The sequence below is a fragment of the Clostridiaceae bacterium HFYG-1003 genome (assembly GCA_024579835.1).
In the GTDB taxonomy this organism is placed as follows: Bacteria; Bacillota; Clostridia; order Clostridiales; family Clostridiaceae; genus JG1575.
Map to the genome: position 1 here is coordinate 162,935 of CP102060.1, position 23,704 is coordinate 186,638.

Annotated in this window: 23 protein-coding genes and 2 pseudogenes; 12 read left to right on the top strand and 13 right to left on the bottom strand. The window is 43.0% G+C overall.

Translation table 11 applies throughout. The annotated features are described in order from the left end of the window. Positions 1-188: 188 nt before the first annotated feature. Positions 189-1,487, bottom strand: coding sequence for an ISL3 family transposase (locus NQU17_00640; protein ID UUM13435.1), 1,299 nt, complete (start codon positions 1,485-1,487; stop codon positions 189-191). 132 nt (positions 1,488-1,619) lie between these two features. On the opposite strand from NQU17_00640, the gene erm reads away from it, so the two are divergent. Further along, positions 1,620-2,399 (top strand): 23S ribosomal RNA methyltransferase Erm, encoded by a 780-nt coding sequence (gene erm / locus NQU17_00645; GenBank protein UUM12105.1) that lies wholly within the window; start codon positions 1,620-1,622, stop codon positions 2,397-2,399. Positions 2,400-2,401: 2 nt separating this feature from the next. Here erm and NQU17_00650 read toward each other — a convergent pair whose 3' ends face one another. The 8 genes and pseudogenes from NQU17_00650 to NQU17_00685 form a co-directional block, all read right to left on the bottom strand. Then, on the bottom strand, positions 2,402-4,270 hold the full coding sequence (locus tag NQU17_00650; GenBank protein UUM12106.1) for a recombinase family protein: 1,869 nt from the start codon (positions 4,268-4,270) through the stop codon (positions 2,402-2,404). 82 nt (positions 4,271-4,352) lie between these two features. Next, a pseudogene (locus NQU17_00655) lies at positions 4,353-5,303 on the bottom strand (type IV secretory system conjugative DNA transfer family protein). Further along, positions 5,300-5,785 (bottom strand): PcfB family protein, encoded by a 486-nt coding sequence (locus NQU17_00660; protein ID UUM12107.1) that lies wholly within the window; start codon positions 5,783-5,785, stop codon positions 5,300-5,302. The pseudogene NQU17_00655 and the gene NQU17_00660 overlap by 4 nt, the downstream one beginning before the upstream one ends. Before the next feature lie 36 nt (positions 5,786-5,821). Next, positions 5,822-6,748, bottom strand: coding sequence for a helix-turn-helix domain-containing protein (locus NQU17_00665; protein ID UUM12108.1), 927 nt, complete (start codon positions 6,746-6,748; stop codon positions 5,822-5,824). A 30-nt stretch (positions 6,749-6,778) separates the two neighbouring features. Continuing rightward, positions 6,779-7,705, bottom strand: a complete 927-nt coding sequence (locus NQU17_00670; protein UUM12109.1) for a ParB/RepB/Spo0J family partition protein — start codon at positions 7,703-7,705, stop codon at positions 6,779-6,781. Beyond that, entirely contained in the window at positions 7,662-8,483 is an 822-nt protein-coding gene (locus NQU17_00675; GenBank protein ID UUM12110.1) for a ParA family protein, read from the bottom strand. Before NQU17_00675 ends, NQU17_00670 begins: the two co-directional genes overlap by 44 nt. Positions 8,484-8,582: 99 nt before the next feature. Next, positions 8,583-8,942: pseudogene (locus NQU17_00680) on the bottom strand (hypothetical protein). A 528-nt stretch (positions 8,943-9,470) separates the two neighbouring features. Then, positions 9,471-9,749: a hypothetical protein gene (locus NQU17_00685; GenBank protein ID UUM12111.1), complete on the bottom strand. Its 279-nt coding sequence runs from the start codon at positions 9,747-9,749 to the stop codon at positions 9,471-9,473. 36 nt (positions 9,750-9,785) lie between these two features. On the opposite strand from NQU17_00685, the gene NQU17_00690 reads away from it, so the two are divergent. From NQU17_00690 to NQU17_00700, 3 genes are read left to right on the top strand one after another with little or no spacing between them, the layout of a single operon-like run. Then, a complete protein-coding gene (locus tag NQU17_00690; protein ID UUM12112.1) occupies positions 9,786-10,367 on the top strand; it encodes a hypothetical protein in 582 nt (193 codons plus the stop codon). Positions 10,368-10,394: 27 nt separating this feature from the next. Continuing rightward, positions 10,395-11,783, top strand: a complete 1,389-nt coding sequence (locus NQU17_00695; protein ID UUM12113.1) for a DDE-type integrase/transposase/recombinase — start codon at positions 10,395-10,397, stop codon at positions 11,781-11,783. Next, the gene (locus NQU17_00700) at positions 11,776-12,576 is read left to right on the top strand and encodes an AAA family ATPase (protein UUM12114.1); all 801 of its coding nucleotides are present in this window, start codon (positions 11,776-11,778) and stop codon (positions 12,574-12,576) included. Before NQU17_00695 ends, NQU17_00700 begins: the two co-directional genes overlap by 8 nt. A gap of 25 nt (positions 12,577-12,601) precedes the next feature. Here NQU17_00700 and NQU17_00705 read toward each other — a convergent pair whose 3' ends face one another. Then, positions 12,602-12,838: a hypothetical protein gene (locus NQU17_00705; GenBank protein UUM12115.1), complete on the bottom strand. Its 237-nt coding sequence runs from the start codon at positions 12,836-12,838 to the stop codon at positions 12,602-12,604. After that, on the bottom strand, positions 12,822-13,040 hold the full coding sequence (locus tag NQU17_00710) for a helix-turn-helix transcriptional regulator (protein UUM12116.1): 219 nt from the start codon (positions 13,038-13,040) through the stop codon (positions 12,822-12,824). The genes NQU17_00705 and NQU17_00710 overlap by 17 nt, the downstream gene beginning before the upstream one ends. A 379-nt stretch (positions 13,041-13,419) precedes the next feature. Here NQU17_00710 and NQU17_00715 point away from each other — a divergent pair, with 379 nt between their 5' ends. Further along, complete coding sequence (locus NQU17_00715; GenBank protein UUM12117.1) at positions 13,420-13,593, top strand: hypothetical protein; 174 nt, start codon at positions 13,420-13,422, stop codon at positions 13,591-13,593. 25 nt (positions 13,594-13,618) lie between these two features. Beyond that, entirely contained in the window at positions 13,619-14,038 is a 420-nt protein-coding gene (locus NQU17_00720) for a DNA recombinase (GenBank protein UUM12118.1), read from the top strand. A gap of 112 nt (positions 14,039-14,150) precedes the next feature. On the opposite strand, the gene NQU17_00725 is transcribed toward NQU17_00720, so the two are convergent. Together NQU17_00725 and NQU17_00730 are read right to left on the bottom strand one after the other, a co-directional pair. Next, positions 14,151-14,738 carry a LysE family transporter gene (locus NQU17_00725; protein ID UUM12119.1) on the bottom strand — a complete coding sequence of 196 codons (588 nt, stop codon included), beginning with the start codon at positions 14,736-14,738 and terminating at the stop codon, positions 14,151-14,153. Positions 14,739-14,850: 112 nt separating this feature from the next. Then, positions 14,851-15,258 carry a DUF2000 domain-containing protein gene (locus tag NQU17_00730; GenBank protein UUM12120.1) on the bottom strand — a complete coding sequence of 136 codons (408 nt, stop codon included), beginning with the start codon at positions 15,256-15,258 and terminating at the stop codon, positions 14,851-14,853. Between the two features lie 163 nt (positions 15,259-15,421). Between NQU17_00730 and NQU17_00735 the strand changes: the two genes are divergently transcribed. The 6 genes from NQU17_00735 to NQU17_00760 all read left to right on the top strand — a co-directional run bounded on the left by NQU17_00735 (position 15,422) and on the right by NQU17_00760 (position 23,665). Beyond that, positions 15,422-16,336: a LysR family transcriptional regulator gene (locus NQU17_00735; protein UUM12121.1), complete on the top strand. Its 915-nt coding sequence runs from the start codon at positions 15,422-15,424 to the stop codon at positions 16,334-16,336. A gap of 22 nt (positions 16,337-16,358) precedes the next feature. Continuing rightward, positions 16,359-17,411, top strand: a complete 1,053-nt coding sequence (locus NQU17_00740; protein ID UUM12122.1) for an epoxyqueuosine reductase — start codon at positions 16,359-16,361, stop codon at positions 17,409-17,411. A gap of 484 nt (positions 17,412-17,895) precedes the next feature. Then, complete coding sequence (locus NQU17_00745; GenBank protein ID UUM12123.1) at positions 17,896-18,069, top strand: hypothetical protein; 174 nt, start codon at positions 17,896-17,898, stop codon at positions 18,067-18,069. A gap of 308 nt (positions 18,070-18,377) precedes the next feature. Further along, entirely contained in the window at positions 18,378-20,735 is a 2,358-nt protein-coding gene (locus NQU17_00750; GenBank protein ID UUM12124.1) for a DEAD/DEAH box helicase family protein, read from the top strand. Between the two features lie 17 nt (positions 20,736-20,752). Beyond that, the gene (locus NQU17_00755) at positions 20,753-22,222 is read left to right on the top strand and encodes a type I restriction-modification system subunit M (protein ID UUM12125.1); all 1,470 of its coding nucleotides are present in this window, start codon (positions 20,753-20,755) and stop codon (positions 22,220-22,222) included. Next, positions 22,223-23,665, top strand: a complete 1,443-nt coding sequence (locus NQU17_00760; protein UUM12126.1) for a restriction endonuclease subunit S — start codon at positions 22,223-22,225, stop codon at positions 23,663-23,665. It abuts the gene before it with no gap. The last annotated feature ends 39 nt before the right edge of the window (positions 23,666-23,704 follow it).

Sequence of the window (23,704 nt, forward strand, 5' to 3'; positions counted from 1 at the left end):
ACATCAAAATCCTATGTTACAATAAAACAAGTTTTAATAAAGGGGCGTAGATACATCTCATGGGTATTTGTAATATTCGTATTCGTTAGCATTGCGCAGCAAATCCGATAAAAAATCGGTCTTTTGTTGCGCCTTGTTATGTTTACGAATAAAACAAATGAGAGGCTTCGGTAGTTTGTGTGGGTAACTTAGCGGCCCGGGAGCGACAGTTGGACGCACGAACAGGACAGCATGACCATGGCGATCATGTTGTCGGTGTTGCGGAAGCCAAACGCAGTGCGAATAAGCAGTTTGATCTTGTTGTTAACAGCCTCCACCCGGGCGTTGGAGAGATGGTGTTTCGCAGCCGCTACAATGGCGTGGAAGTGCCGCTGAATCTTCAAGCGCAGGTCACGAAACACAGGGATTCTGCACCGCTGCGCCCAAGAAATCCACTTATTCAGGGCGGCGACAATCTCGTCCGGACCCGCCTTGAGCGCCAGGCGAAGGTTTTCTTTCAGCAAGTAGGCGCGGTAGAGCCGAGGGTTCGCTTTCGTGAGGAAGTCAAGCTGCGCTTGCTGGTTCTCGGAGAGATGTTCTGGGTTCTTCAGTAACGCATAGCGGAGATTTTTGATACCCTTGGCCAGACTCTTTTCGGGGGCCGCTTCCTCGCCCTTGGCCGGGCGTCCCCGGCCTCGCTTCGGCGCTGTTTTGGCCGTTTCGTGAGCCTCAGCCCACGCTTGGCGGCGCACCTTGTCCAAAGCCTCGGTAGCCCATGAAACGACATGGAACGGATCGACGCAGCGCTCCGCGTTGGGGCAGTATTTCTCCACGCAGGACGCAATCCACCGCGCTCCGTCCGCGCTGACGCACCGGATGGAGGCCCGTTGTTCCGGGCTTAACTGCTCAAAGAACAGGGAGAGAACTTCTTTCCCAAATCCCCTGCCGCACCAGACGACGGAAGCCGTGTCGTGGTTAACAACGACGGTCATGTACTTGTGGCCCTTCTTGTAACTGGTTTCGTCAATACCGATACTTACCAGCCCGTCAAAGCGTGATGTAGCCATGGCTTCCAGCTCTTTGTAGACCCTGCCGCAGAGGTCACCCACTGTGTGCCATTCAATTCGCATGAGCTCCGAAACGACTGTTTTGGAAGCATGGACAGACAACCACGCCACGGTTTCCTCAAAGCTCTTGCAGAACCGGGAGCTGTGCCGGGCCCACGGAACAGAAGACGTGACGACGCCGTGCTTCTTGCAGCTTACGCGAGGCAATTGGGCCTCGACATATACTTGGGCAGCTCCAAGGTCATTGCACCGCCATCGGCGCGTTTTGCACGTTCTGTCGTAGTACTTGGCCTTGCGCCCACAAATTCCGCATCGACCCTGCTCTCTTTTAGGCGGGCGGGCCAGAATCACGATTGCATTGGTCTCGGCTTCCGCAAAAACATCCCTGACAATGATTTTTTCGGTGCCGACTAATGGCTGAATGAGGCCTTTGGTACGCATTTGGAAGCCCTGCTTTCCTGATTTCATTTTTGTTAATAAAATCATAGCAGCATTTCCTTTGCTACCAAGGCTTTATTCAGTTTTTATTACCCACACAAACTACCGAAGAGCCACAAATGAGGTGTATTTTTTATGTCCAAAAAACATGGGCGAGCTGTGCCCATTTCTTTTTCGCAAAACTTTTTAACTTCACAAAAAATAATAGAACGTCTTTTAAGGCTGACTAATATTGATAAACATGACACAGTGCTTGAAATCGGAGCAGGCAAGGGACATATTACGAAAGCGTTGCTGCGTCGAAGCGGTCGGGTAATTGCTTCAGAACTTGATGAAAAACTGTATAATGCGCTTTGCATTAAATTTTGCGACAGTCAAAACCTCAATTTGTTCCACAGTGATTTTATGCAAAGTAATCTACCACAAGAAGAGTACAAGGTTTTTTCCAATATACCGTTTGCAATCACAACCGATATAGTTAGGAAACTGACACAAAGCAAAAACACCCCGCAAGACACATGGCTTGTAATGGAAAAAGGTGCCGCGAAACGCTTTTGCGGAAAGCCCAAGGACACGTTACAATCCCTTTTGCTAAAACCATTTTTCAGCTTAAATATCGTTTACCATTTTCAACGTGAGGACTTTCATCCCGCGCCCCGTGTTGATGTGGTACTGTTGCATATTTCAAAAAAAGCCATACCTGATCTTGCATGGTCAGAGCAAAGAACCTATGGTGAGTTTCTTTCTCATGGAATGAAATTTGGGTTGTTTGGGAAACGAGCCTTGCTTACAAATCGTCAAATATCTACTGCGCTTCGTTTGGAAAAGCTAAACCCTATTCAACCGGGTGGTGAAGTTTTGTATATCCAGTGGCTATGCCTTTTCCGATGTTGGTTAAGATATGGTCGAAGATAATATCACCCTATCCTCTCTACTACCGTGGGTTCGGATTTCGGCAAGGCACTCACCGGAACAAACACGCCTTTGGCAATATCCTCGGTGCGGATGGCCGCTTTTTTCGCGTCCATCTCGGCTTTTTTTGCCGCCTTAATTTTGTCCTCATATTCCTTTTGCTTGCCGTTTTCCTTGCGGCGCAGATAGTTTTGGTGAAGCCTGTCCTTGCGTTCCTCACGCTTGCGGATTTCTTCCAATTCCTCCGGGGTCAAGGTCACTTCCCCGAAGTGCGGGGGAATGTATCTGCCAACGAAATTGAAGAATATTTCAACCTCCTGCGTTGTTTCAATGCTGCCCTTGCGGTCACGCTCATGGACAAGGATTTTTTCCACAAACTCAAGCAGCATGGGCGTGGTCAGCGTGTCAAAGTTCTCGTATTTCTCAACGAGGGCGATAAACTTGTCGGTTGATTTCCGGCTTTGCTCATAGCCGTCTATGGCGGCTTCAAGCCCCTTGATTTCATCAGATAACGCGCCCTGCTCCTTTGCGTACTGTTCATCGAGGGCGGCGTATCTCGCTTCGGGCAGCTTGCCGAGAATGGAATCCTCATAGATTTTGCAGATGAGTTTTTCCAGTTCGGCGGCTCGTTTTTGCGCTACGACAAGCCGCTTTTTCTTTTTGACAATATCGCTGCTGCGTTGTGTTTCCTGCGCTTCTGTGACCGCCTTGATAAACTGGGCGCGGTCATTTTTGGAATATTCCGCAATGGCCTTGAGCATATCCGCAATCAGTGTTAAAATGACCTCGGCATTGATGCGATGCTGGGTGGAGCAGAGAACGCCGACAGGCACTTTTGAGTATTGGGAACAGGTATATTGCGCTATGCGCTTGCCGTTGTTGGTGCGGTGGACATACATTTTCCCGCCACAGTCGGCGCAGTACATAAGCCCAGTCAGTGGGTGCGCTTCACCCCATCCGTCTGGGTACCGCCGCACACTTCCGCGAATACGCTGAACATTATCAAAGGTGTCCTGGTCAATAATCGGCTCATGGGTATTCTCAAAAATCGTCCATTCGCTTTCATCGACATAGCGGCTCTTCTTGTCCTTGAAATGCTTGCGGGTCTTGAAGTTACAGGTATGACCAAGATACTCACGATTTTTGAGAATATGGACAACGGTGGACGAACCCCAACCGTAAACGTCCTTGAAGGTCTTGTTTTTGTTCACGCCTTCATTATGCTTTGCTAAATGGGCGGCGGGGATTAAAACCTTTTGCTCCGAGAGCTTTTGCGATATTTGGTATGGGCCGAGGCCCTCCATCGTCATGCGGAAAATGCTTTTTACAACTTCGGCAGCTTCATCGTCCACAAGCCAATGCTCCCGCTTTTCATCCCACAGGTAGCCGTAAATAACCGTGCCAGTGCAATGCTTGCCGCTCATGCCTTTGGTTTTGAACGTGGATTTTATCTTCCGGCTGGTATCTCTGGCATAAAATTCATGCATGATATTCCGAAATGGAAGAAAATCGTCCTCGCCTTGCGCTGTGTCTATGCCGTCATTTACCGCGATTAGCCGTATACCTCTTTGCCGCAGCATCTCCATAATCTGCCCGACCTTGAGGTAATCCCGCCCCAAGCGGCTCATATCTTTAATTACGATACATTCAACATTCCCGGCTTCGACTTCCTCCATCATCGCCATAAAGCCGGGTCTGTCAAACCGAGTGCCCGAAATCCCATCATCAGTGAAATGGGTTGGATTGGGCAGCCCGTTGTTTTTCGCGTATTGCTCCAACAGATTTTTTTGCGTGGATATACTGTTGCTTTCCTTGTCATCGCCGTCGTCACGGCTTAACCGCTCGTATAGCGGCGTGATTTTGGTTTCTCTCATTGCGCGTACCTCCGTATATAGAATAAGCTGTAAAAGTATTATTCACCAAAACGTGATGAATAAGTCTTTTACAGCTTACAACTCCTGCGGCTAATTTGTACTTTTTGTATTGCCTTACAGCAAAATGTTGTGGATCTTTTTTTGCCAAGGCTTCAAACATGAGGTCAACGGGATTTTGAAAATCCTCATCATCCTCACGCACCTCCGATGCGTTGATAAACTCGATTAGGGTGGAAAAGTTTTGCTCATTTTCTGGAGCCTCAAAGTAGATGTAGCCAATGAGTGCGGTATAGAGCAGGGTTTCAGCTTTGATCCAAAAATCATCGCCTGCCTTGCCCTCGCCTTTGGTGTTGGCAATCAGAGTCGTGACGAGTTTTAAGATATCCTTTTCGCTTCTCAGATATGCGAAGGGGTTATAGTGCATGGACTTCTTGAAATTGATGGTGTTTAAGATTTTGATTTTATAGCCGTTTCGAAGCAACATCTTTCCGCATTCCACTACAATGCTACCTTTTGGATCAGTGACCACATAAGAGCTATGGCACTGCATTAAATTTGGCTTTAACCAAAATCGTGTTTTACCTGAGCCAGAGCCGCCTACAATCAGCACATTTTTATTTCTTGCGTGTTTTGGGTTTTTAGGGCGGCTCGACATGGTGAGACTTTCTGTTTTTGTCAGGATTACATTGTTGCGAAATAAAGGGTCTACAAAAGGGCGAATATCCTCAGTGTTGCCCCATCTTGCAGAGCCGTACTCGATGCCTTTTCGATATTTTTTAGCGCTCTTGCCTTTGATATAAACAATAAGGCGAAGAATTGCCCCAAATAGAAAGCCTATTAGCAGGTCTTGAGCGTGAAGGCTCGGCAAGGGATTTTCAAAGGCACTGGCAAATCCGCTTGTCAGGTTTAATAACTTACCGGCAAAGTCATAGCCTGCTGCAAGTCGCCATGCCTGCGATGCCTTTGTAAATAGCAGAGCTAACACAAGGTATGGAATATTTAGAATAAGGAGCTTTTTTGTCTTTTCCTTCATCGACTTTGCTCCTTTTCCTTGTTCTTGATTCTGTCTGAAACCGTGTTTTTCACAAGCTCGGTAAACTTTTTAAGCTGCGTAAGCACTGAAGGACGGGCGGCTTTTTTAACAGCCGTGGCAGTAAATTCAGTAAAAGCAGCTGTGATGGCATCGGCATCTCTGCCCTTAAAAAATACGATATACTTTGGCGGTATTACACTCTTGTCTTTTTGGACTGCAAAATCCACACCATATTTTCTTGCCACACGCTCAAAGCTCTTGATGTTCTTATCGGTTATTTCAATACTTGCCATGCCTTGATTTTGTTTGGCCAGGGATTTGACACTCTGCTTGCCGTGCGGGATTTCAGGACTGTCACGGCTTTTGCTTTTATTTTTCTGTGATTCTAAGTATTTGAGAATAGCAGCTCGCAGCTCCCTGACGGTTAGTTTAGTGGTGTTGATAGCCAATGCCACCGTCTTATTTTCTACTTCTTCTTGCATGAAGTTGCCTCCTTTCTTGGTTTCATGAGATTACTTTTAAGGTCTGCCACCAAAATCGTGGTTCACCAGTGCCGAATAATAATGGTCGATGGTCGAAGGGGCATTAAAAAGGGTAGCAAGAAGATACCGCCTGATATTTCGGATGTAAGTGGTGTTTTTATCGAGGCAGTGAAACACATACTCGATATGCATACTGTTTATCCGCAGAAGCTTTTCTTTTACAAGATGTGCGGGATATTCATCGCCGGCAATGTTGATGGTGGGTTTGGTTGAACAGAGCGTTTCCACCATGAGATCAACAATTTCATCGAGCCGATCGTCCTTGTAGCGTTCCCTGATGCACTCGTATTCAAGGTTTTCAAAAACTAATTCTTTTACTTCTTGGATATTTTCACATCCTATCTCATCATATCCATTCAGATTTTGAGGGCTGCCCTTTATTGGATAAGGAATTGATTGATTAGGATTTGATACATCAATATTTAATAAATCAGGATTTAATAAATTAGTTCTTGATGTATTAGTATTTAATTGGTGGGGTTTTACCAAGATAGGTTCACCCAGTTCAGGTTTTTCCAATACAGGGTATTCCAGTGTTGGGTTATCCAAGATTGGGTTTTCCAAGATTGGGTTTTCCCGTTTAGGTTGAAATTCGCTTGTATCAAGGTGTTTCGGCTGCTCAAGGATTGTGTATTCTATGCTGGTGAGTTGTCCTTTTTCATTGCGTATTCGTTTGCGGACAACGTAGCCTTGTTCCTCAAGTTCTTTCACAGTGGCGTTAATGCTATCAATACCGTCTTTGCAAATACAGGAAAGTCCCTTTGTGGTATAGTCCCAGTTTTCCGGCAGAGAAAGCATGAGGGAGAGCAGTCCTTTTGCCTTAAGGGAAAGCAGGGTATTTCGCAAATGATGATTAGCCATAACGGTATAATTCTTTGTCTTTTCTACTCTGAAAACTGCCAATCCGATCACCTCCTTTGTTTAACAGATTTTTCATCGTTCCTGATCTTGCGTGCGCTTTTTGTGCCACCCTTCAAGGAGCTTGATGATGGTAGCCTCCATTTGCTGTGGGGTATAGTTCTTAGGGAAATACTTCTTGATTTTATCGCCTGTCAACGTAACTTTATCCGGCTCACCTTTCTTTTCCTCGCTCATAATGGCGCACATTGCCTCAAGGGTGCAGTTGCCTTCTGCACTGAATTTTTTAAGCCGTTGAGCCTGTGAAAGGGAGGGGGTAGCCTGTTCTGTGTCCATTGCGTCAATCAAAAGGAGTTGCTCCTCTGATTTCAGATAGGACAGCTCCACGGCGGGATTAAAAGCTATTTTCTTTTCATCGACCATTGAAAGCAATTCGGGAATCAGCTCGGTCAGGCGGATATAGCGCTGTACCTGTACAGAGCTTGCACCTCCTTCTTTTGCTACCACTTCCCTTGCATTTAACTTCTGTCCAACTTGGACAGAAGTTAAATCTGTCCTTGAACCTTGCCTCTTGATAGCCTCTAATTTCAACTTAAAAGCAAAGGCTCGTTCACTTGGCAGGATATTTTCACGCTGCAAATTGCTGTCAACCATAATGATAGTGGCAGCATCATCGTCAAGGTTACGGATTATGACAGGCATGGTTTCAAGCCCTGCCAGCTCGCAAGCTCTTTTACGGCGGTGTCCTGATACAAGCTCATAGCAGCCATCTTCACGGGGTCTTGCAATAGCAGGAACAAGCACACCATACTGTTTGATGCTTTCAGCAGTATCGAACATCGCTTCATTATCAATCACCTTAAAGGGATGATCTTTGAAGGGATGAAGTTCGGATAGGGGTATTTCAGCAATTTTTTCTCTTTGCTCATCGACACGGCTTTCTTCAGTGGAAAACAAATCATCTACCGATGTCAGACTTATTTTTTTGGCGGAGCTTTTCAATTTTTAACACCTCCTTCGTCAACTCTTTATAGCTTTCAGCAACTTTACCTTTTGGGTCATGGGAAAAAATGCTCTTGCCCTCCGCACTGGTTTCAGCAGCACGCACAGAATGGGATATTTCTGCCGAAAAAACCTTCATGCTGCCTCCGTAGGTTTCACGGAGCAAGGAGCCGATATCCTTAGCAAAATTGGTGCGGTTGTCTACCATTGTCAGCAGAACACCATCTATCTTTAATTTGGGATTTATCTGTTTGCGAACCTTATGAATAGTCTGTAAGAGCTGTTCCAATCCCTTAACAGGCAGATATTGAGCCTGTACAGGAATAATCACACTGTCAGCAGCTGCAAGGGCATTGACTGTCAGCATACCAAGGGAAGGCATACAGTCTAAAAGCACATAGTCATATTGCTTTCTTAAAGTGTCGATATATTGCTTTAAGACGGTTTCACGGCTCATGGCATTGACGAGGGATACCTCCATGCCGGAAAGCTCAATGTTGGCAGGGAGTAAGTCTACACCCTCAGCATGTGTTAAGATGCCTTCTTTGTATTCAATAGGCTTATCCGTCAGCACCTTGCCCATGACAGTAGAGAGGGTGACAGGGAGTTTGTCTGGTTGCGGATATCCTAAGCTGATAGATAAGCTGCCTTGTGGATCGGTATCTACCAGCAAGACTTTTTGGCTATTAAGAGCCAGTCCTATGCCTAAGTTGACACAGGTGGTCGTTTTTCCAACACCGCCTTTTTGGTTGGCGATGGCGATTACTTTTGCGTTCAATTCTGTACCTCCTTTCGAGTTAGCGATAAAAAGACTGATATTAACTGATTTGTACAAACAGAAATAGCCCTTTGCAAAATGCAAAAGGCAACTTCTGTTCTAAATAACTTCAAAATGTACGAGAGCTTCTTTAATGGCGTTCACTTGAATAGGAGTAGGTTGTTTTCTTGGATGCTTTAATGTCTCCACTGCATTAGGTGCATCGTACATTGGCAGACCCAAACTGCGTTTGACTTCAGCGATGTATGCCGTATGTACATTGAAGCTATGTTTTTTAACGATATATTCTTGTATCATTTTGTAAGTGGTTCGTGGTTTTGGCTTGTATGCTTCCGCTTTTGAGGCTATATTAGTAAGTAAGAGTTTATTGCGAAAAGCATCAAGGTTATCCAATGGAATCATCCCATCACCATTACCGAAGGCTACGGTTATATTGATGTAGCTGTCTGGAGCTCTGTGGTACTTTGGAGTACATGTTGAAACGGTAGTCTTGATCACAAGAGAAAACAAATAAAAGGTCCGGAAAGGCCTGATATCAGTGGTTTCCAGACATTCGGTAAAACCGACCGAACACTGGAAACCATTTTTCATCATATCCATTGCCTCGGGGGATTTTTTACCTCAGGAGTCACAAAAGGGTAGGGTTGAGACTACAGATATGCTTTTTGGGGCTGGTGAGACTACAGTCATGATGTGGGGGAGTGCTGAGGCTATGGGTGTGATGTCAAAGCAGGGCTATTTTATATGAATTTATAAACCGTTGATATCAAAGCATTACTTAATATTGCATATGAGTGTAGCAGATTCAGTTTGGAGAAAAAGTTAATATCATTATAATTAATACAGCAATGAGCATACATCTTGACAACAAATTAACAGTACAAGTAACAAAGAAAAAACCCAGATATAAATCTGAGCTTTTAAATGGTACAAAATGCTTTTTTGTTTAAAATTTATATGTTTAAAAAAAGATGTTCCATTAAGAATTTACTTGTATTTTTTTGCAATGAAGTATTCAACCAAAGGGTATGTTATCATCGCAAAGCCTAACACAAGCAGCAAAAACAGATTAACTGTACCATTTACGATTTTATCAGCAAATACAGCCAACATCATGATGAATAATAAAATAGTATAACTTATTTTGGAACTTTTCTCTATTATTTTTTTTCCAAGTTCATCTTCTTGATATAGACCTTTTTTTTCTTCTTTGTCTCCCCAAGTGTTTATGCCGGAACCAATCGTCCTATAGGGGCATGCGGACAAAAACTTGGACTATAAATAATATCCAAGGAGGCCCGCATGTATTCATATGAGCAACGGTTAAAAGCAGTAGAGTTATTGATAAAGTACGACATGAGTTATGCTGCCGTTATTAGAGAATTAGGATACCCCAATAGTCGTAGCTTACGGAGGTGGTATTACGAGTATAGGGATAAGGGTAACTTAAGCAAAGAGTTTCCTATAAGGGAACAGTTCTCTCCTGATCAGAAGCAGGCAGCAGTTGACTACTATCTTCAACATGGAAAGAATTTAAGTAGAACATGTCGGATACTAGGGTATCCCCATCGCGAAACATTAGACAAATGGCTCAGGGAACTTGCTCCCGAAGAGAAAAAACTTTGTAGGGCCAGCCGGCCTGGTGTAAGATATACCCAAGATTATAAGGAGCAAGCCGTAATAGCCCTATGTAGCCGTGAAAAGACCGCTAAAGAGGTTGCGGCAGATTATGGGACAACCAGGGAGAACCTGTACAACTGGCATAATCAGCTCCTAATCAAGGAGCCGACGGTTGAAATGAAGCTTTCAAAAGCAAGGGCAAAGAAAAAGGTTGTCCGGATTTTAGTCAACAATCACCGATGGCCACATACCCAGTTGGCATAGGTGTCCACCGAGGAGTCCTCTAAAATCATGTCATCACTCGAAATTGAATGGAGGCATGGCATGAAGGACAAGGAAAAAGCACAGGAAATAGCGACGCAACGGGCGATTCTACTGGCGCCCCTTCTTTCCCATGACTTGGACAAGGGGCAGATCCGGGTGCTTAAGGAGCAGATCTGCCGCGAGGCTGGGATTTCCGAGCGGACCTTACGGCGATATCTGAATAGATATCAGCAGAAGGGATTTTCCGGACTGATACCGCAGGCGAGGGGATCGCAGGATTCAAGAGCCATCCCGGCGCTGGTGTTGGACGAAGCCGTGCGGCTGCGCAAAGAGATCCCGTCCAGAAGTGTGGCTGAGATCATTCGAATCATGGAATGGGAAGGCCTCACCGAAGCTGGCTCGATCAAGCGAAGCAGCCTGCAGGAGAAATTGCAGGAGAAGGGCTACAGCGGGAAGCATATGGCCATCTATGCCGCTGGCGGGGTAGCTACCCGCCGATTTCAAAAACGCACCCGCAACAAACTGTGGCATTCGGATATCAAGTATGGCTGTTACCTGCCGATCGGTCCTGGAAACAAGCCGCAGCAGGTCTATCTGGTGGCGTTTTTGGACGACGCTACCCGGATGATCCTCCATGCCCAGTTCTACTCGAACCTGGAGCAGAGCATCGTTGAGGATTGCTTCCGCAAAGCCATCCTCAAGTGGGGAATTCCAGAGCAGGCATACTTCGATAACGGCCGCCAGTTTAAAAATAAGTGGATGTCCAGAGCCTGCGCAAAGCTTGGCATCCGGCTGATCTTCGCAAAGCCCTACTCTCCGGAAGGCACCGGAAAAATAGAAAAATTCAATCAGAATATCGATCGGTTTCTCGATGAGTATAAATTCGATAACTCGGAACGATCCCTCGAGGTTATGAATGAGCGGTTCTGGATCTGGTTGGAAGAATGCTACCAGAACAAACCGCATACCGCACTCAATGGAACGACCCCGCATCAGGCGTATAATCTGGATCCCAGGCCCTTGAAATATCTGCCAGCGGAGAAGGTCGCCAACGCCTTTTTGCACGCTGAGACCAGAAAAGTCGATAAGAGTGGCTGCATCAGCTTTGGCGGCGCGAAGTATGAAGTTGGGCTACCCTATGTGGCTCGCAGCGTGGAAGTGGTCTATGACCCCAGTAACACCGAGGAACTGAGCATTGAGTATCAGGATGACAAACCCTTTGTGGTGAGAAAGCTGGTCATTGGGGAGCGTGTGACGCCCAAGCCTCAGCTGCCGGAGTTCCTGACTCCAGTCAAGCCAACCTCTTCCCGGTTACTCGATGGTGCCCAAAAGCAGAATCAGAAGCGAAAAGACAAACAGCAGTCTACGGCCATCTCTTTCAAAGACATAAGAAAAGGGGGTGGCAGTGATGTTTGAAGCGTTTTATGGCTTCAAGAAAACTCCATTCTGTCGGGATCTGCCGACTACGGAACTATTCCCTTCCAATACGCTGGAGGAGTCCCTAAGCAGATTATCCTATGTCGCCGAACGGCAACTCTTCTGTGTACTCACCGGAGAGTGCGGCACTGGTAAGACGACCACCATTCGCCGATTCCGCGATCAACTGGATGACACCAGATACACCCTGATCTATCTGGCAGACTCGAAAATGACGCCGAGAAATTTCTACAAAGGGATGCTGGATCAGTTAGGGGCCGAATCAAGATTCTATCGAGGGGATGCCAAACGCCAGCTGCATAAAGAGATCGAGTTGATGAAAGGACTCCACAATAAGCGTCCGGTGGTCGTTGTCGATGAGGCGCATCTGCTGGATCGAGAAATGCTTGAAGAGGTACGTTTTCTCCTCAACTTCCGGATGGATGCCGTCAGTCCCATGGCACTGGTTCTGGTGGGCCAGGTCGAGCTATGGGAGAAACTCCAGATGCAGTCCTATACGGCGATCCGGCAACGGATCGACATCCAGTGCAAAATGCAATTGATGGACCACTCACAGGTGAAGGGATACATGAAACGCCACCTGGAATATGCCGGGATCGACCATGAGCTCTTCTCAGATGAGGCTACTGAGGCAATCTATCGATATTCCGGTGGATCCGCCAGGCTAGTCAACCAAGTGTGTACCAGCACCCTGATCTTTGGTTACCAAAGTGGAAAGCGAATCATTGACGACCACATGGTCAAACTGGTCATCAATGGGGAACTGAGCTAAACAAAATGGCAAGTTGAAATTTCTCTCAACTTGCCATTCTTTCCAGCAATTCCCGGACAAGAAATACCATCAACTTCTGGACAAGGAACAATAGCAGTAACACCCAAGTAATGGTAGCTACAAACATCATTACAAAAGTTCCCATTGCTAACACATCATACATTTCGATAGTTTTTCCTAATGCAATTTTATAAATAATATTTGCTATCAGCACTAAAGTAGCAACACCAAATACACGCATTAGATTACGTCTTTTTATCATCTTTTTCCTCTCCTTCATTTAAAAATAAGTAGTCTACTTTTACACCTAGTGTTGTTGCTATGTTAAATGCTAATTGTAAACTCGGATCATATTTGTTGTTTTCAATAGCGTTGATTGTCTGTCTACTTACATTACATAAATCTGCCAACCCTCCTTGGGAAAGATTATTCTTTTCTCGATATTCTTTAATTTTATTTTGCATATGAATCCCACCTTTGAGATCATGTAAAACATCTTTTACACCTTTATTGTAAAACAAAATGGAATAGCTGTCAAATACTTTTTACACTCGTTCCATTTTTTTGAAACATAAAAAAATCTGCAACCCGCTCTGTTGAACGTTTTGCAGACCCTGAAATCATAATTTAGTTGATGCTAACTCCCAAACTCAGGAGACTACAGATATGCTTTTTGGGGCCGGTGGGACTACAGTCATGATGTAATGGGCTGGTGAGGCAATGGATGAGATGTTATTATTTTGCTCTGAAATTTATATTGAAAAGTCATAGTTTAAGAAACCCAAGGATTTCTTGTCCACCTTCAATGTTAGAATGTATGTACGATATTAAGGAGTAGACATCATGACAGAAAAACAGTTTTTAAGAGCAGCATTGGATCATTACTTTGAGACCGGAAATCGATTCTATCACAACGAGGGCAAGGCGGTCCTAGTGAGTCTTGAGACCGTGACAAAGTACAAGGCGCTTCCAGAGGACCCGACAGACTATGAAGCTACCTCCATCTGCCCGGAGTGACGGACCTCCCTGTAAGGAAGTGGTGATGGAGGCAATCAACGAAGCCTTCCGTGAGAAGGAAGTCATTTTACCGCTTTTACTAGAGAATATTGAAAGCAGTCTGGAAGAGAATACTTCCGTTCGCATTGCAGCGGTTGATGAACAGATAAAAGCACTCCAACACGAACTTTTAGCAACGGCTGGTGTTAAGAACTCAGGTGATGAACTTGGCATGGAGATTAGAAGGCTACGCGATGAGAAGCAGGCCATTCAGATGGAGGAAGCTTCCCGTCAGGAGTTGAAGACACGAATCGATGAACTGAAAGCCTTTCTCGAAGGCCTGTCATGCGAGCTTACCGAATACGATGAGCAGTTTGTAAAAACGCTCATAGATAAGATAACTGTCTACGATGACTATTTCATAGTGGAATTCAAGTCAGGAATCGAAATACAAATTGATGAGTAATCGATACAACTGAATTCCAATCTAGTGTTGAGATAGATATCAAATTTTATGAACAAAGTTAGGCCGTCGCCCTCGAAGGCTTTACATCTTTTTATAGTGCTCGATTGAGCATTTAATACACACCCGATACCATGATTGCAGAATATAATAAAAATAAGGCCATTACTATATTTGCTGCTTTTTGGTGTTTCTGTAAAAAATCCTTAAATACACTGCCGAAAAGAACCCAAGTAATGAATGCCAAAAATCCAATAATCGTTATAATTAACACAAACAACAGTAACATTGGCGTGGATTTATAGTAAGGCAAAACAAAGCTTGGGATTACAGTCATTGTAAAAAGTACGACTTTAGGATTTATGAATTGCATCAGGAAACCTGACATGAAAGATGAGGTCCCTGATTGCGTATCTGCCTGCTTTGATGGTTTTATTCTGAAGATTTGAAGTGCCAGATAAGCTATGTACAATCCTCCAAGGACCTGCATAACAGGGAGAATTGTTGGCAAAACAGACATGAGGGCCACATTAAGCATAGCAGAGACAGAAAGCAATATTCCAAAGGCGATGGTTGCACCGTATGTGTATTCCATCGCCTTTTTGGCTCCTAAATTGTGGACTGTTGATAGAATCACCACGTTTGTGGGTCCTGGAGTAACAGTAACTAATACACAATATATTAAAAAAGATGTTAAATTCATATTTGACCGCCTTACACCATATACTGGATATTTATGAGAAATAATTTATTGAAAAAGGTGGCTTCAATAAGCCACCGAAAAAGAAAAAAAAATTCGATAGCGGAGATTTTACCTACTTATGCAGTTCAAATCCCTTCAGCAGACGATCGACATGATTTTTTTTCCCTCTAATGCCAATCCCAACTAAATTTAATTCCTCTGTTGCAAATTGTGCGACCATTGCGCGGTTATCATCATCATTGTAGGTTTTGAATAACTCCTCGGTATATATCGAGAGTACAACATCCTTTGTCAAAGCCTTCTGTAACAGTTCTTTCAATTGCTCTCCAGTAGCAGAGTGAATAAGTATTGGTTGCTGCGACATAGGTAGATATTGAACATTATTCTTATCTTGATAAGGTTGACCGACGATATCTTGGGTTCCGGCAATACCACTCATCAAGAAAGCGGTAACATTCAGTTCTTGCCATGGTTCGAGATCATTTCTTAAAACAATTTTTATCTTGGTATCAAATTCCATTAGTTCTTCTCCTTAATCTAATTTTTGTAAATGCGGAAAACTTGTATTTCAAAGACTTGTATTTCACATTTCTATATGATATTATATTTCAACTAATAAATTCAGTCAAATTGAAATGATTGAATCACTGATTCAATTATTTTGAATCAAAGCGAGGTAATTAATGGAACTAAAAAATCTGTTTACAGTCAAAAAAATAGTAGAAACCGGTAACTACCAAAACGCTGCAAGGGCGCTTAATTATGCGCAATCGACCATCACGTTTCAAATAAAACAGCTTGAAAGCGAATTGGGCATACAGATTTTTGAAAAGGATGGCACTCGAATGAAGCTGACGCAGGAAGGATTAGGCATTCTTCCAATCATCGATCGAATCCTGGGCGCAACGGAAGAGCTTTGTAGCTACAGAGACAACACCGGTGAGGTTCGGGGTACGCTCAAAGTTGCTTTGCCCGAGACACTGATCACATATCAAATTCAGCCGATACTTCGGGCTTTCAAGGAAAAAGCCCCCAACGTAAAATTATCGCTTCAGGTTATGAATTGCTATGCAATTCAGGAGCATTTACAAAATGGAGAAATAGATATTGCCATCCACTACGAAATTGGCAAATACCCTGGAAGCATTACAACTAACCCAATAAAAACTTATCCTCTTGTTTTGGTTGCATCACCGGCTTTAGATGAAGGTCAGCGTGATTTCATAAGTTCGGGTCAGAAGAAGTCCATATGTCATATTCAGAATGATCCTAATGCACTATATCTTAAAATCTTCCATCAATATTTGAAGGGAAAAGATATATGCTTAGATACAGGGCTTGAACTATGGAGCATAGAAACGATTAAACAGAGCGTAATGAGCAACTTGGGGATTGCCTATCTGCCACGTTTTACAGTGGAGACTGAGCTGCAACAGGGCAAGATGATCGAAATCGAAACGGAAATCCCAGATGGAGAGATCAAGGCAATTTATGCATATAATAAAATCAAATGGATGAGTCCAGCGATGGATCTGTTTTTGCGAATATTAAACGAACATTTCAGTTCTTCCGGCACGGAAATCATAAAGAAGATGTGATCTAAGCATATAGGGGGTAAATATGGATTCAAAAGAGATCAAGGAGTTTGGCTTGCAATTAGGATATAGCAAAGTAGGCATAACCTCAGCGGAGGGCTTTCCCGATTATGTAAAGGAGGTGGAGTCCAGAGGTGATGAATTCAGTATTCTGTCTTATACGACAACCAATCCTTTGAAAGATGCGCTTCCAAAAATAAAGATGTCCGACGCGAAATCTATAATTGTTTTGGTTTATGATTATTTCAAATACGATTACCCAGAAGAGCTTACAAAAATGATTGGCAAAGCTTATTTGGGGCGTTGTTATGGACCACAACCAGGAACAATAAATTATGCAAGACTCCAATTGATGAAGGATTATTTGTCTGAAAATGGATGCAAAGTTGATTCATCGATCGGAGTACCTGCAAGGTGGGCGGGTGCACAGGCTGGTGTGACAACTTTCGGACGAAATAATTTTGCCTACGCAGAAGATTGTGGCTCTTATATAATCATCAGCACTATTGTTGTAGATAGAGAATTGGAATATGATGAACCCACTATGGAATGTAAATGTCCTCCAAATTGCAGGATATGTATGGATGCTTGCCCAATGCAGGCTATCTATAAACCGTTCCATTTGAATCCAAAGAAATGTATTTCTTTCAACAACTGGATGACACAGGCGGGCAGAGAACCAATCTCACCCCATATTCCATATGAGTTACGGGAAAAAATGGGCTGTCATATCCATGGGTGTGATATTTGTCAGGATGTTTGTCCTCGGAATCATATAAAACGCCAGATGCCGAAAAAGATGGATCCTTTCATCGAAGCTATTGCAAAGGATATTACACTGCCAAACATTCTGCACATGACGGAAGAGTTTTATAACAAAAGAATCAATCCTATCATGTATAATTACATCAAGGATAAACGCTATTTCCAGAGAAATGCAGCGATTGCCATGGGCAATCTGGAAGATATCGCATTCATTCCTGATTTAGAAATGGAACTAAATAACCCTGACGAGATGATTCAAGATGCGGTAGAGTGGGCGTTGCAGAAAATCAAAGCGAAGTACAAAATGTTTTGATATGTTCCCGCAAACATCATAACCGTGGAACTGTTCACTCATACCTCGAAAGCGGTTGACATGTTCCCTCAAACGTAAAATTTGAGATTTGCCGTCTGACATCAGTTGGTCAAACTCCCCCCACGTTGAGACAGTCGTCTTGATCACAAGAGAAATGAAATAAAAGGTCCGCAAAGGACTGATATCAGTGGTTTCCAGACATTCGATAACTTCCCCTAGACGCTGGAAACCATTTTTTCATCCTATCCATTGTCTCGGGGCAAATTTGCCTAAAGACAGTCAAAAAAGATAGGGTTGAGACTACAGACACGCTTTTTGCTTTGGCGAGACTACAGACAAGATGTAATAGAGTGCTGAGGCAATGGATGAGATGTTATCATTTTGCTCTGAAATTTATATTGAAAAGTCATAGTTTAAGAAACCCAAGGATTTTTTGTCCACCTTCAATGGTAGAATGTATGTACGATATTAAGGAGTGGACATCATGACAGAAAAACAGTTTTTGAGAGCAGCATTGGATCATTACTTTGAGACCGGAAATCGATTCTATCACAACAAGGGCAAGGCTGTCCTGGTAAGCCTTGAGACCGTCACAAAGTATAAAGCTTTGCCTGAGGACCCGACAGACTATGAAGCTACCTCCATCTGCCCGGAGTGACGGACCTCCCTGATGAGAAAGATCCGGGACGAGATCTATTGGTGCCTGGAGTGCAAAGAGATGTTTGATATGACTGGGGAGCCTGTTTAGGGCTCCTTTTCGTATCTTGCAGCAATTTCCTACTTAATAAAACCGCTCAAGATTTTTGAAGACTTTCTCGCTGAATGTTCGGGGAAATTGATATTATGACTGGATCAAATCAATGTATCGTTTTCAGGCTGATGTCTCATTAACATGTTATAATTTACGAAGATAGTTTAATTTATTGGTTTATATTACATTTATCTAGTGGTTTAGTCTTCGAAAGGATGGGGCTTGTGGGTAAGAGTATATTATCAGAGGAAGATATCAAGTTAAGATACATCACTCCGGCAATACTAGGAGCTGGATGGGACCGAAATACGCAAGTTCGTATGGAATACACTTTTACTGCCGGACGTATCATTTTGCGAGGAAACATCACGGCTCGAGGAAGAAAAAAGAGTGCTGATTATCTTTTATCCTACAAAAGGAATTTTCCATTAGCGATTGTGGAAGCCAAGGACAATAAGCACTCGGTTGGAGCTGGACTTCAGCAAGCTATCGAGTATGCAAAGGCTTTAGATGTTCCCTATGTGTATGCTTCCAACGGTGATGGATTTGTTGAGCAAAACCTGATTTCTGGCGAAGTTAGAGATTTAAAACTCGATGAATTTCCGTCCCCTGAAGAGTTATATCAAAGGTTTAAAGTCGACAAGGGAATAGATACGGCTGCAGAAAAAGTGATTCTGGAGCCATATTATTACGTTCCAAATTATAAGACACCTCGCTATTATCAGCGAGTGGCTATTAATCGCGCTGTTGATACTGTGGCAAAAGGCCAAAATCGCGTGCTTCTCGTTAGTGCCACTGGAACTGGAAAAACCTATATGACCTTTCAAATCATTTATCGGTTATGGAAATCTGGTTTAAAGAAGAAAATTCTTTTCCTTGCAGACCGTAACATTCTTATTGATCAAACAATTTCGGGAGACTTTAAACCGTTCAGTGGTAAGCTGACAAAAGTACAGGATAGAAAATTAGACAGTTCCTATGAAATTTATACAGCACTTTATCATCAGCTGGCCGGGGATGAAGGAGTAGAAGCATTTCGTCAATTTCAGCCAAACTTCTTTGATCTTATTGTCATAGATGAGTGCCATAGGGGAAGCGCCAAAGAAGAATCGGCATGGAGGAGAATTTTAGACTATTTTTCTGAAGCAACCCATATCGGCTGCACAGCTACTCCGATCGAAACGAAAGAAGCGTCTAGTTATAAATATTTTGGCGAACCTATTTATGAGTACTCCTTAAAGCAAGGAATTGATGACGGTTTCCTTGCGCCATATAAAGTTATTCGCATTGGCTTAGACAAGGACCTGGAAGGATATCGCCCGGAAGCAGGAAAACTGGATAAGAATGGATTCGAGATCGAAGATCGAGAATATAACGTAAAGGATTTTGATCGGAAAATCGTCATAGACGACCGAACCCGTGTTGTAGCCTCTAAGATTACTGAGTTTCTGCAAAAGACGGATCGCTTTAGTAAGACGATTGTCTTTTGCATCGATGTTGAGCATGCCGAAAGGATGCGCCAGGCACTCATCAATGAAAACAATGATCTTTATGCAGTAAATGATCGCTATATAATGCGCATAACTGGAGACAATGAAATCGGAAAGGCGCAGCTTGAAAACTTTATTGATGAAGAAAGTGTCTATCCAGTTATTGCTGTGACCAGTAGGCTCATGACTACCGGTGTTGATGCAAAAATGTGTAAGCTGATAGTCCTTGAGAACAACATCAACAGTATGACTGAGTTTAAGCAGATCATTGGGCGGGGCACTAGACTGCTTGAAGAATACGGGAAAACGTATTTTACGATTATGGATTTCAGAAATGCCAGCAGACTTTTTGCGGATCCTGCTTTTGATGGACTACCGGAAGTCGTTATTGACCTTGATGAAGATGATCCAGTTTTTGATCCACCAGTAGATCCAGACAATTCAAATGGTGAGGGAGATGACGAAAATCCCCCAGATGATGGTGAAGGAGGTAGTGGCGATGATGAGTGGGATGATAAACCGAAAAAGTATTATGTAGGTGATGTGACTGTTCGAGTCCTGTCTGAGAGAGTTCAATACCTCGATAAGGATGGAAAACTCATCACAGAAAGCCTGATCGATTACACTAGGAAAAATATCCTTCAGCAGTATTCCAGGCTGGATGATTTCCTGCGCACTTGGACTGAAGCTGAAAAAAAGCAGGCTATCATCGAAGAACTCAAGGACGATGGTGTCTTGTTAGAGGCTGTAAGAGAAGAACTGGGCAAGTCGGAGCTGGATGACTTTGACCTTATTTGCCACATTGCCTATGACAAAGCACCCTTAACTAAAAAGGAACGGGCGGAAAATGTTAAGAAGAGACATTATCTTTACAAATATTCGGACGTTGCTCAGCAAGTAATTGAAACGCTCCTTGATAAGTATGCCAATGATGGCATTAAAGAGATTGAGGATACAAAAATACTTCAGTTAAACGAGTTTGCCCAAATAGGCAGTCCAATGAAAATTGTAAAAGCATTTGGTGGAAAAGAAAAATATTTAAAAGCAGTTCAAGAACTAGAGAATGAAATTTATTATGCATAAGAAAGTAGGTACATTTAATGGCAATTGGTAACTTTGTGAAAAGAATTCAGGATGTAATGCGCAATGACTCTGGCGTTAATGGTGATGCACAGAGAATTGAGCAAATGGTTTGGATTCTTTTTTTGAAAATATATGATGCAAAAGAAGAAACCTGGGAGCTTCTGAATGATAACTACAAATCCATCATCCCAGCTGGATTAAAATGGCGCGACTGGGCGGTGGATCATAGGGATGGGGAAGCACTCACTGGAGAAGCACTCCTTACCTTTGTAAACACTACTCTTTTCCCAACCCTTAAGAACCTTGAAATCGATGAAGAAACTCCAATGAGCCAAGTCATCGTTCGCTACGCTTTTGAAGACGCTAATAATTACCAGAAAGACGGAGTTCTGCTAAGACAGGTCATCAACATCATCGATGAAATTGATTTTACCGAATATAAAGAGCGGCATGCCTTTGGAGGGATCTACGAATCGTTCCTAAAAGACCTTCAAAGCGCAGGAAATGCTGGAGAATTTTATACTCCTCGGGCTGTTACTGATTTTATGGTCAAAGTAGTGAAGCCGGTATTGGGAGAAAAGATAGCTGATTTCGCCTGCGGCACAGGGGGATTTTTGACTTCAACTCTGAAAGAACTGGAAAGGCAAGTCGGAAGCTCATTGGAGAATCGTAGGATCTACAATGATTCAGTTTATGGAGTTGAGAAAAAAGGGCTTCCCCACATGCTATGCGTCACCAATATGCTCATCCACGATATTGATGACCCCAATATCCTACATGGAAATGCTCTCGAAATTGACTACAAAGAGATGAGAAAACTCGAGCCATTTGATGTGATCCTGATGAATCCACCATATGGTGGCAGCGAGAAGGACAGCGTGAAGTCCAACTTTCCGATGGAGCTGAGAAGTTCAGAGACTGCAGATCTCTTTATGAATGTGATTATGTATCGACTTAAGAAAAATGGTCGAACTGGGGTCATAATACCAGATGGATTTTTGTTTGGTACAGATAATGCAAAGTCTAATATTAAGAAAAAACTATTCAGTGAATTTAATGTTCACACAGTGGTAAGAATGCCGCATAGTGTCTTTGCACCTTACACATCGATTAGAACCAACATCTTATTTTTTGATAATACAGAACCAACCAAAGAAACCTGGTTCTATCGTGTAGATATGCCGGAAGGGTATAAGAACTTCTCCAAGACGAGACCAATGAGATTTGAGCATTTCAATGAGGCCCTCAACTGGTGGAATAACCGAGAAGAGATCGAAGTAGATGGATTCCCTAAAGCAAAGAGGTATACGATCGATGAAATTGTGGAAAGAAGCTACAACATTGATCTTTGCGGATTCCCCCACGAAGAGGAAGTGATTCTTGAACCGATGGACTTGATTCAAGAATACCAGGAGAAGCGGGCGTCACTAAATGCAGAAATTGATCACGTATTAGAACAGATTACTTCTATGCTTGGAGGTAATTAAATGAATGCACAGGACTTAAAGAACAGTATTCTTCAACTCGCCATACAGGGAAAACTTGTAGAACAGCGGGAAGAGGAAGGTACTGCAAAAGAATTATTAGTAAAGATTGAAGCTGAGAAGAAACAGCTGATTAAAGAAGGTATAATCAAAAAACAAAAGACACTACCGGAAATCAAAGCTGATGAGATTTCATTTGATATCCCTGAGAGCTGGGAATGGGTTAGATTATCCGAAATAATAGATGTTCGTGATGGAACGCATGATACACCAAAGTATGTTGTACAGGGTGTTCCTTTAGTCACAAGCAAGAATTTGAAGCAAGGTAAGATTGACTTCGATAACGTCAAGTTTATTTCTGTAGAAGATTCCGAAAAAATCAATATGAGATCTGGTGTTGACGATGGTGATATTCTGTTTGCAATGATTGGCTCAATTGGAAACCCTGTACTTGTTAATAAAACTAGAGACTTTTCTATTAAAAACATGGCGTTATTTAAACCTATAAAAAACACAATATTCAACATGGAGTATCTACTTAATTATTTACAGCTTGAACAAGAAAACATGAAAAGTAAAGCTGCTGGTGGTGTGCAGTCATTTGTTTCACTAACGTTTTTAAGAAAATACCTAGTCCCCTTCCCCCCACTTGAAGAACAAAAGCGCATCGTAGCAAAGATCGAAGAACTGATGCCATATGTCGATAAATACGATGCAGCCTATTCCGAAGTGGAGGAGCTCAATAAAAAGTTCCCGGAAGATATGCAAAATTCCATTTTGCAATATGCCATCCAAGGCAAGCTCGTAGAACAGCGAGAAGAAGAGGGAACGGCTGAAGAACTTTATAAGAAAATCCAGGAAGAGAAGAAGAAACTGATTAAGGAAGGCAAGATTAAAAAGACCAAGGCGCTTCCAGAGATTACAGAAGATGAGATCCCATTCGATATCCCGGAGAATTGGAAGTGGGTTAGGTTGGGTGATGTAATCCATTTGACATCTGGTCAGGACATGACTCCAAATAAGTATAATGATATTTCTAAAGGTATCCCTTATCTAACAGGTGCGAGTAACATTCAAGATGGAGAAATTTTGATTAATAGATGGACAGAAGAACCTAAAGCAATAGCTCTTAAAGGCGATGTTTTGTTGACTTGTAAAGGTACAGTTGGCAAAACAACAATCCTTGAACAGGATGAAGTACATATTGCTAGACAAATTATGTCAATTAGAACTATAGTTGTCGATGCTGAGTTTATACGGTACTTTCTTAAGAGCTATGTTAATATTTTGAAATCGCTGGCAAAGAGTATGATTCCTGGGATAGAAAGGAAAAATGTTCTAGAAGCTCCTTTCCCCCTTCCTCCGCTTGCAGAACAAAAACGTATTGTGGAGAAGATAGAAGAACTTCTACCATATACAAACCAACTGGTAAAGAAGGTAGACTAATTAGCCCAGAGATGCTCTAATCTCTAAAAGATCTCAAAA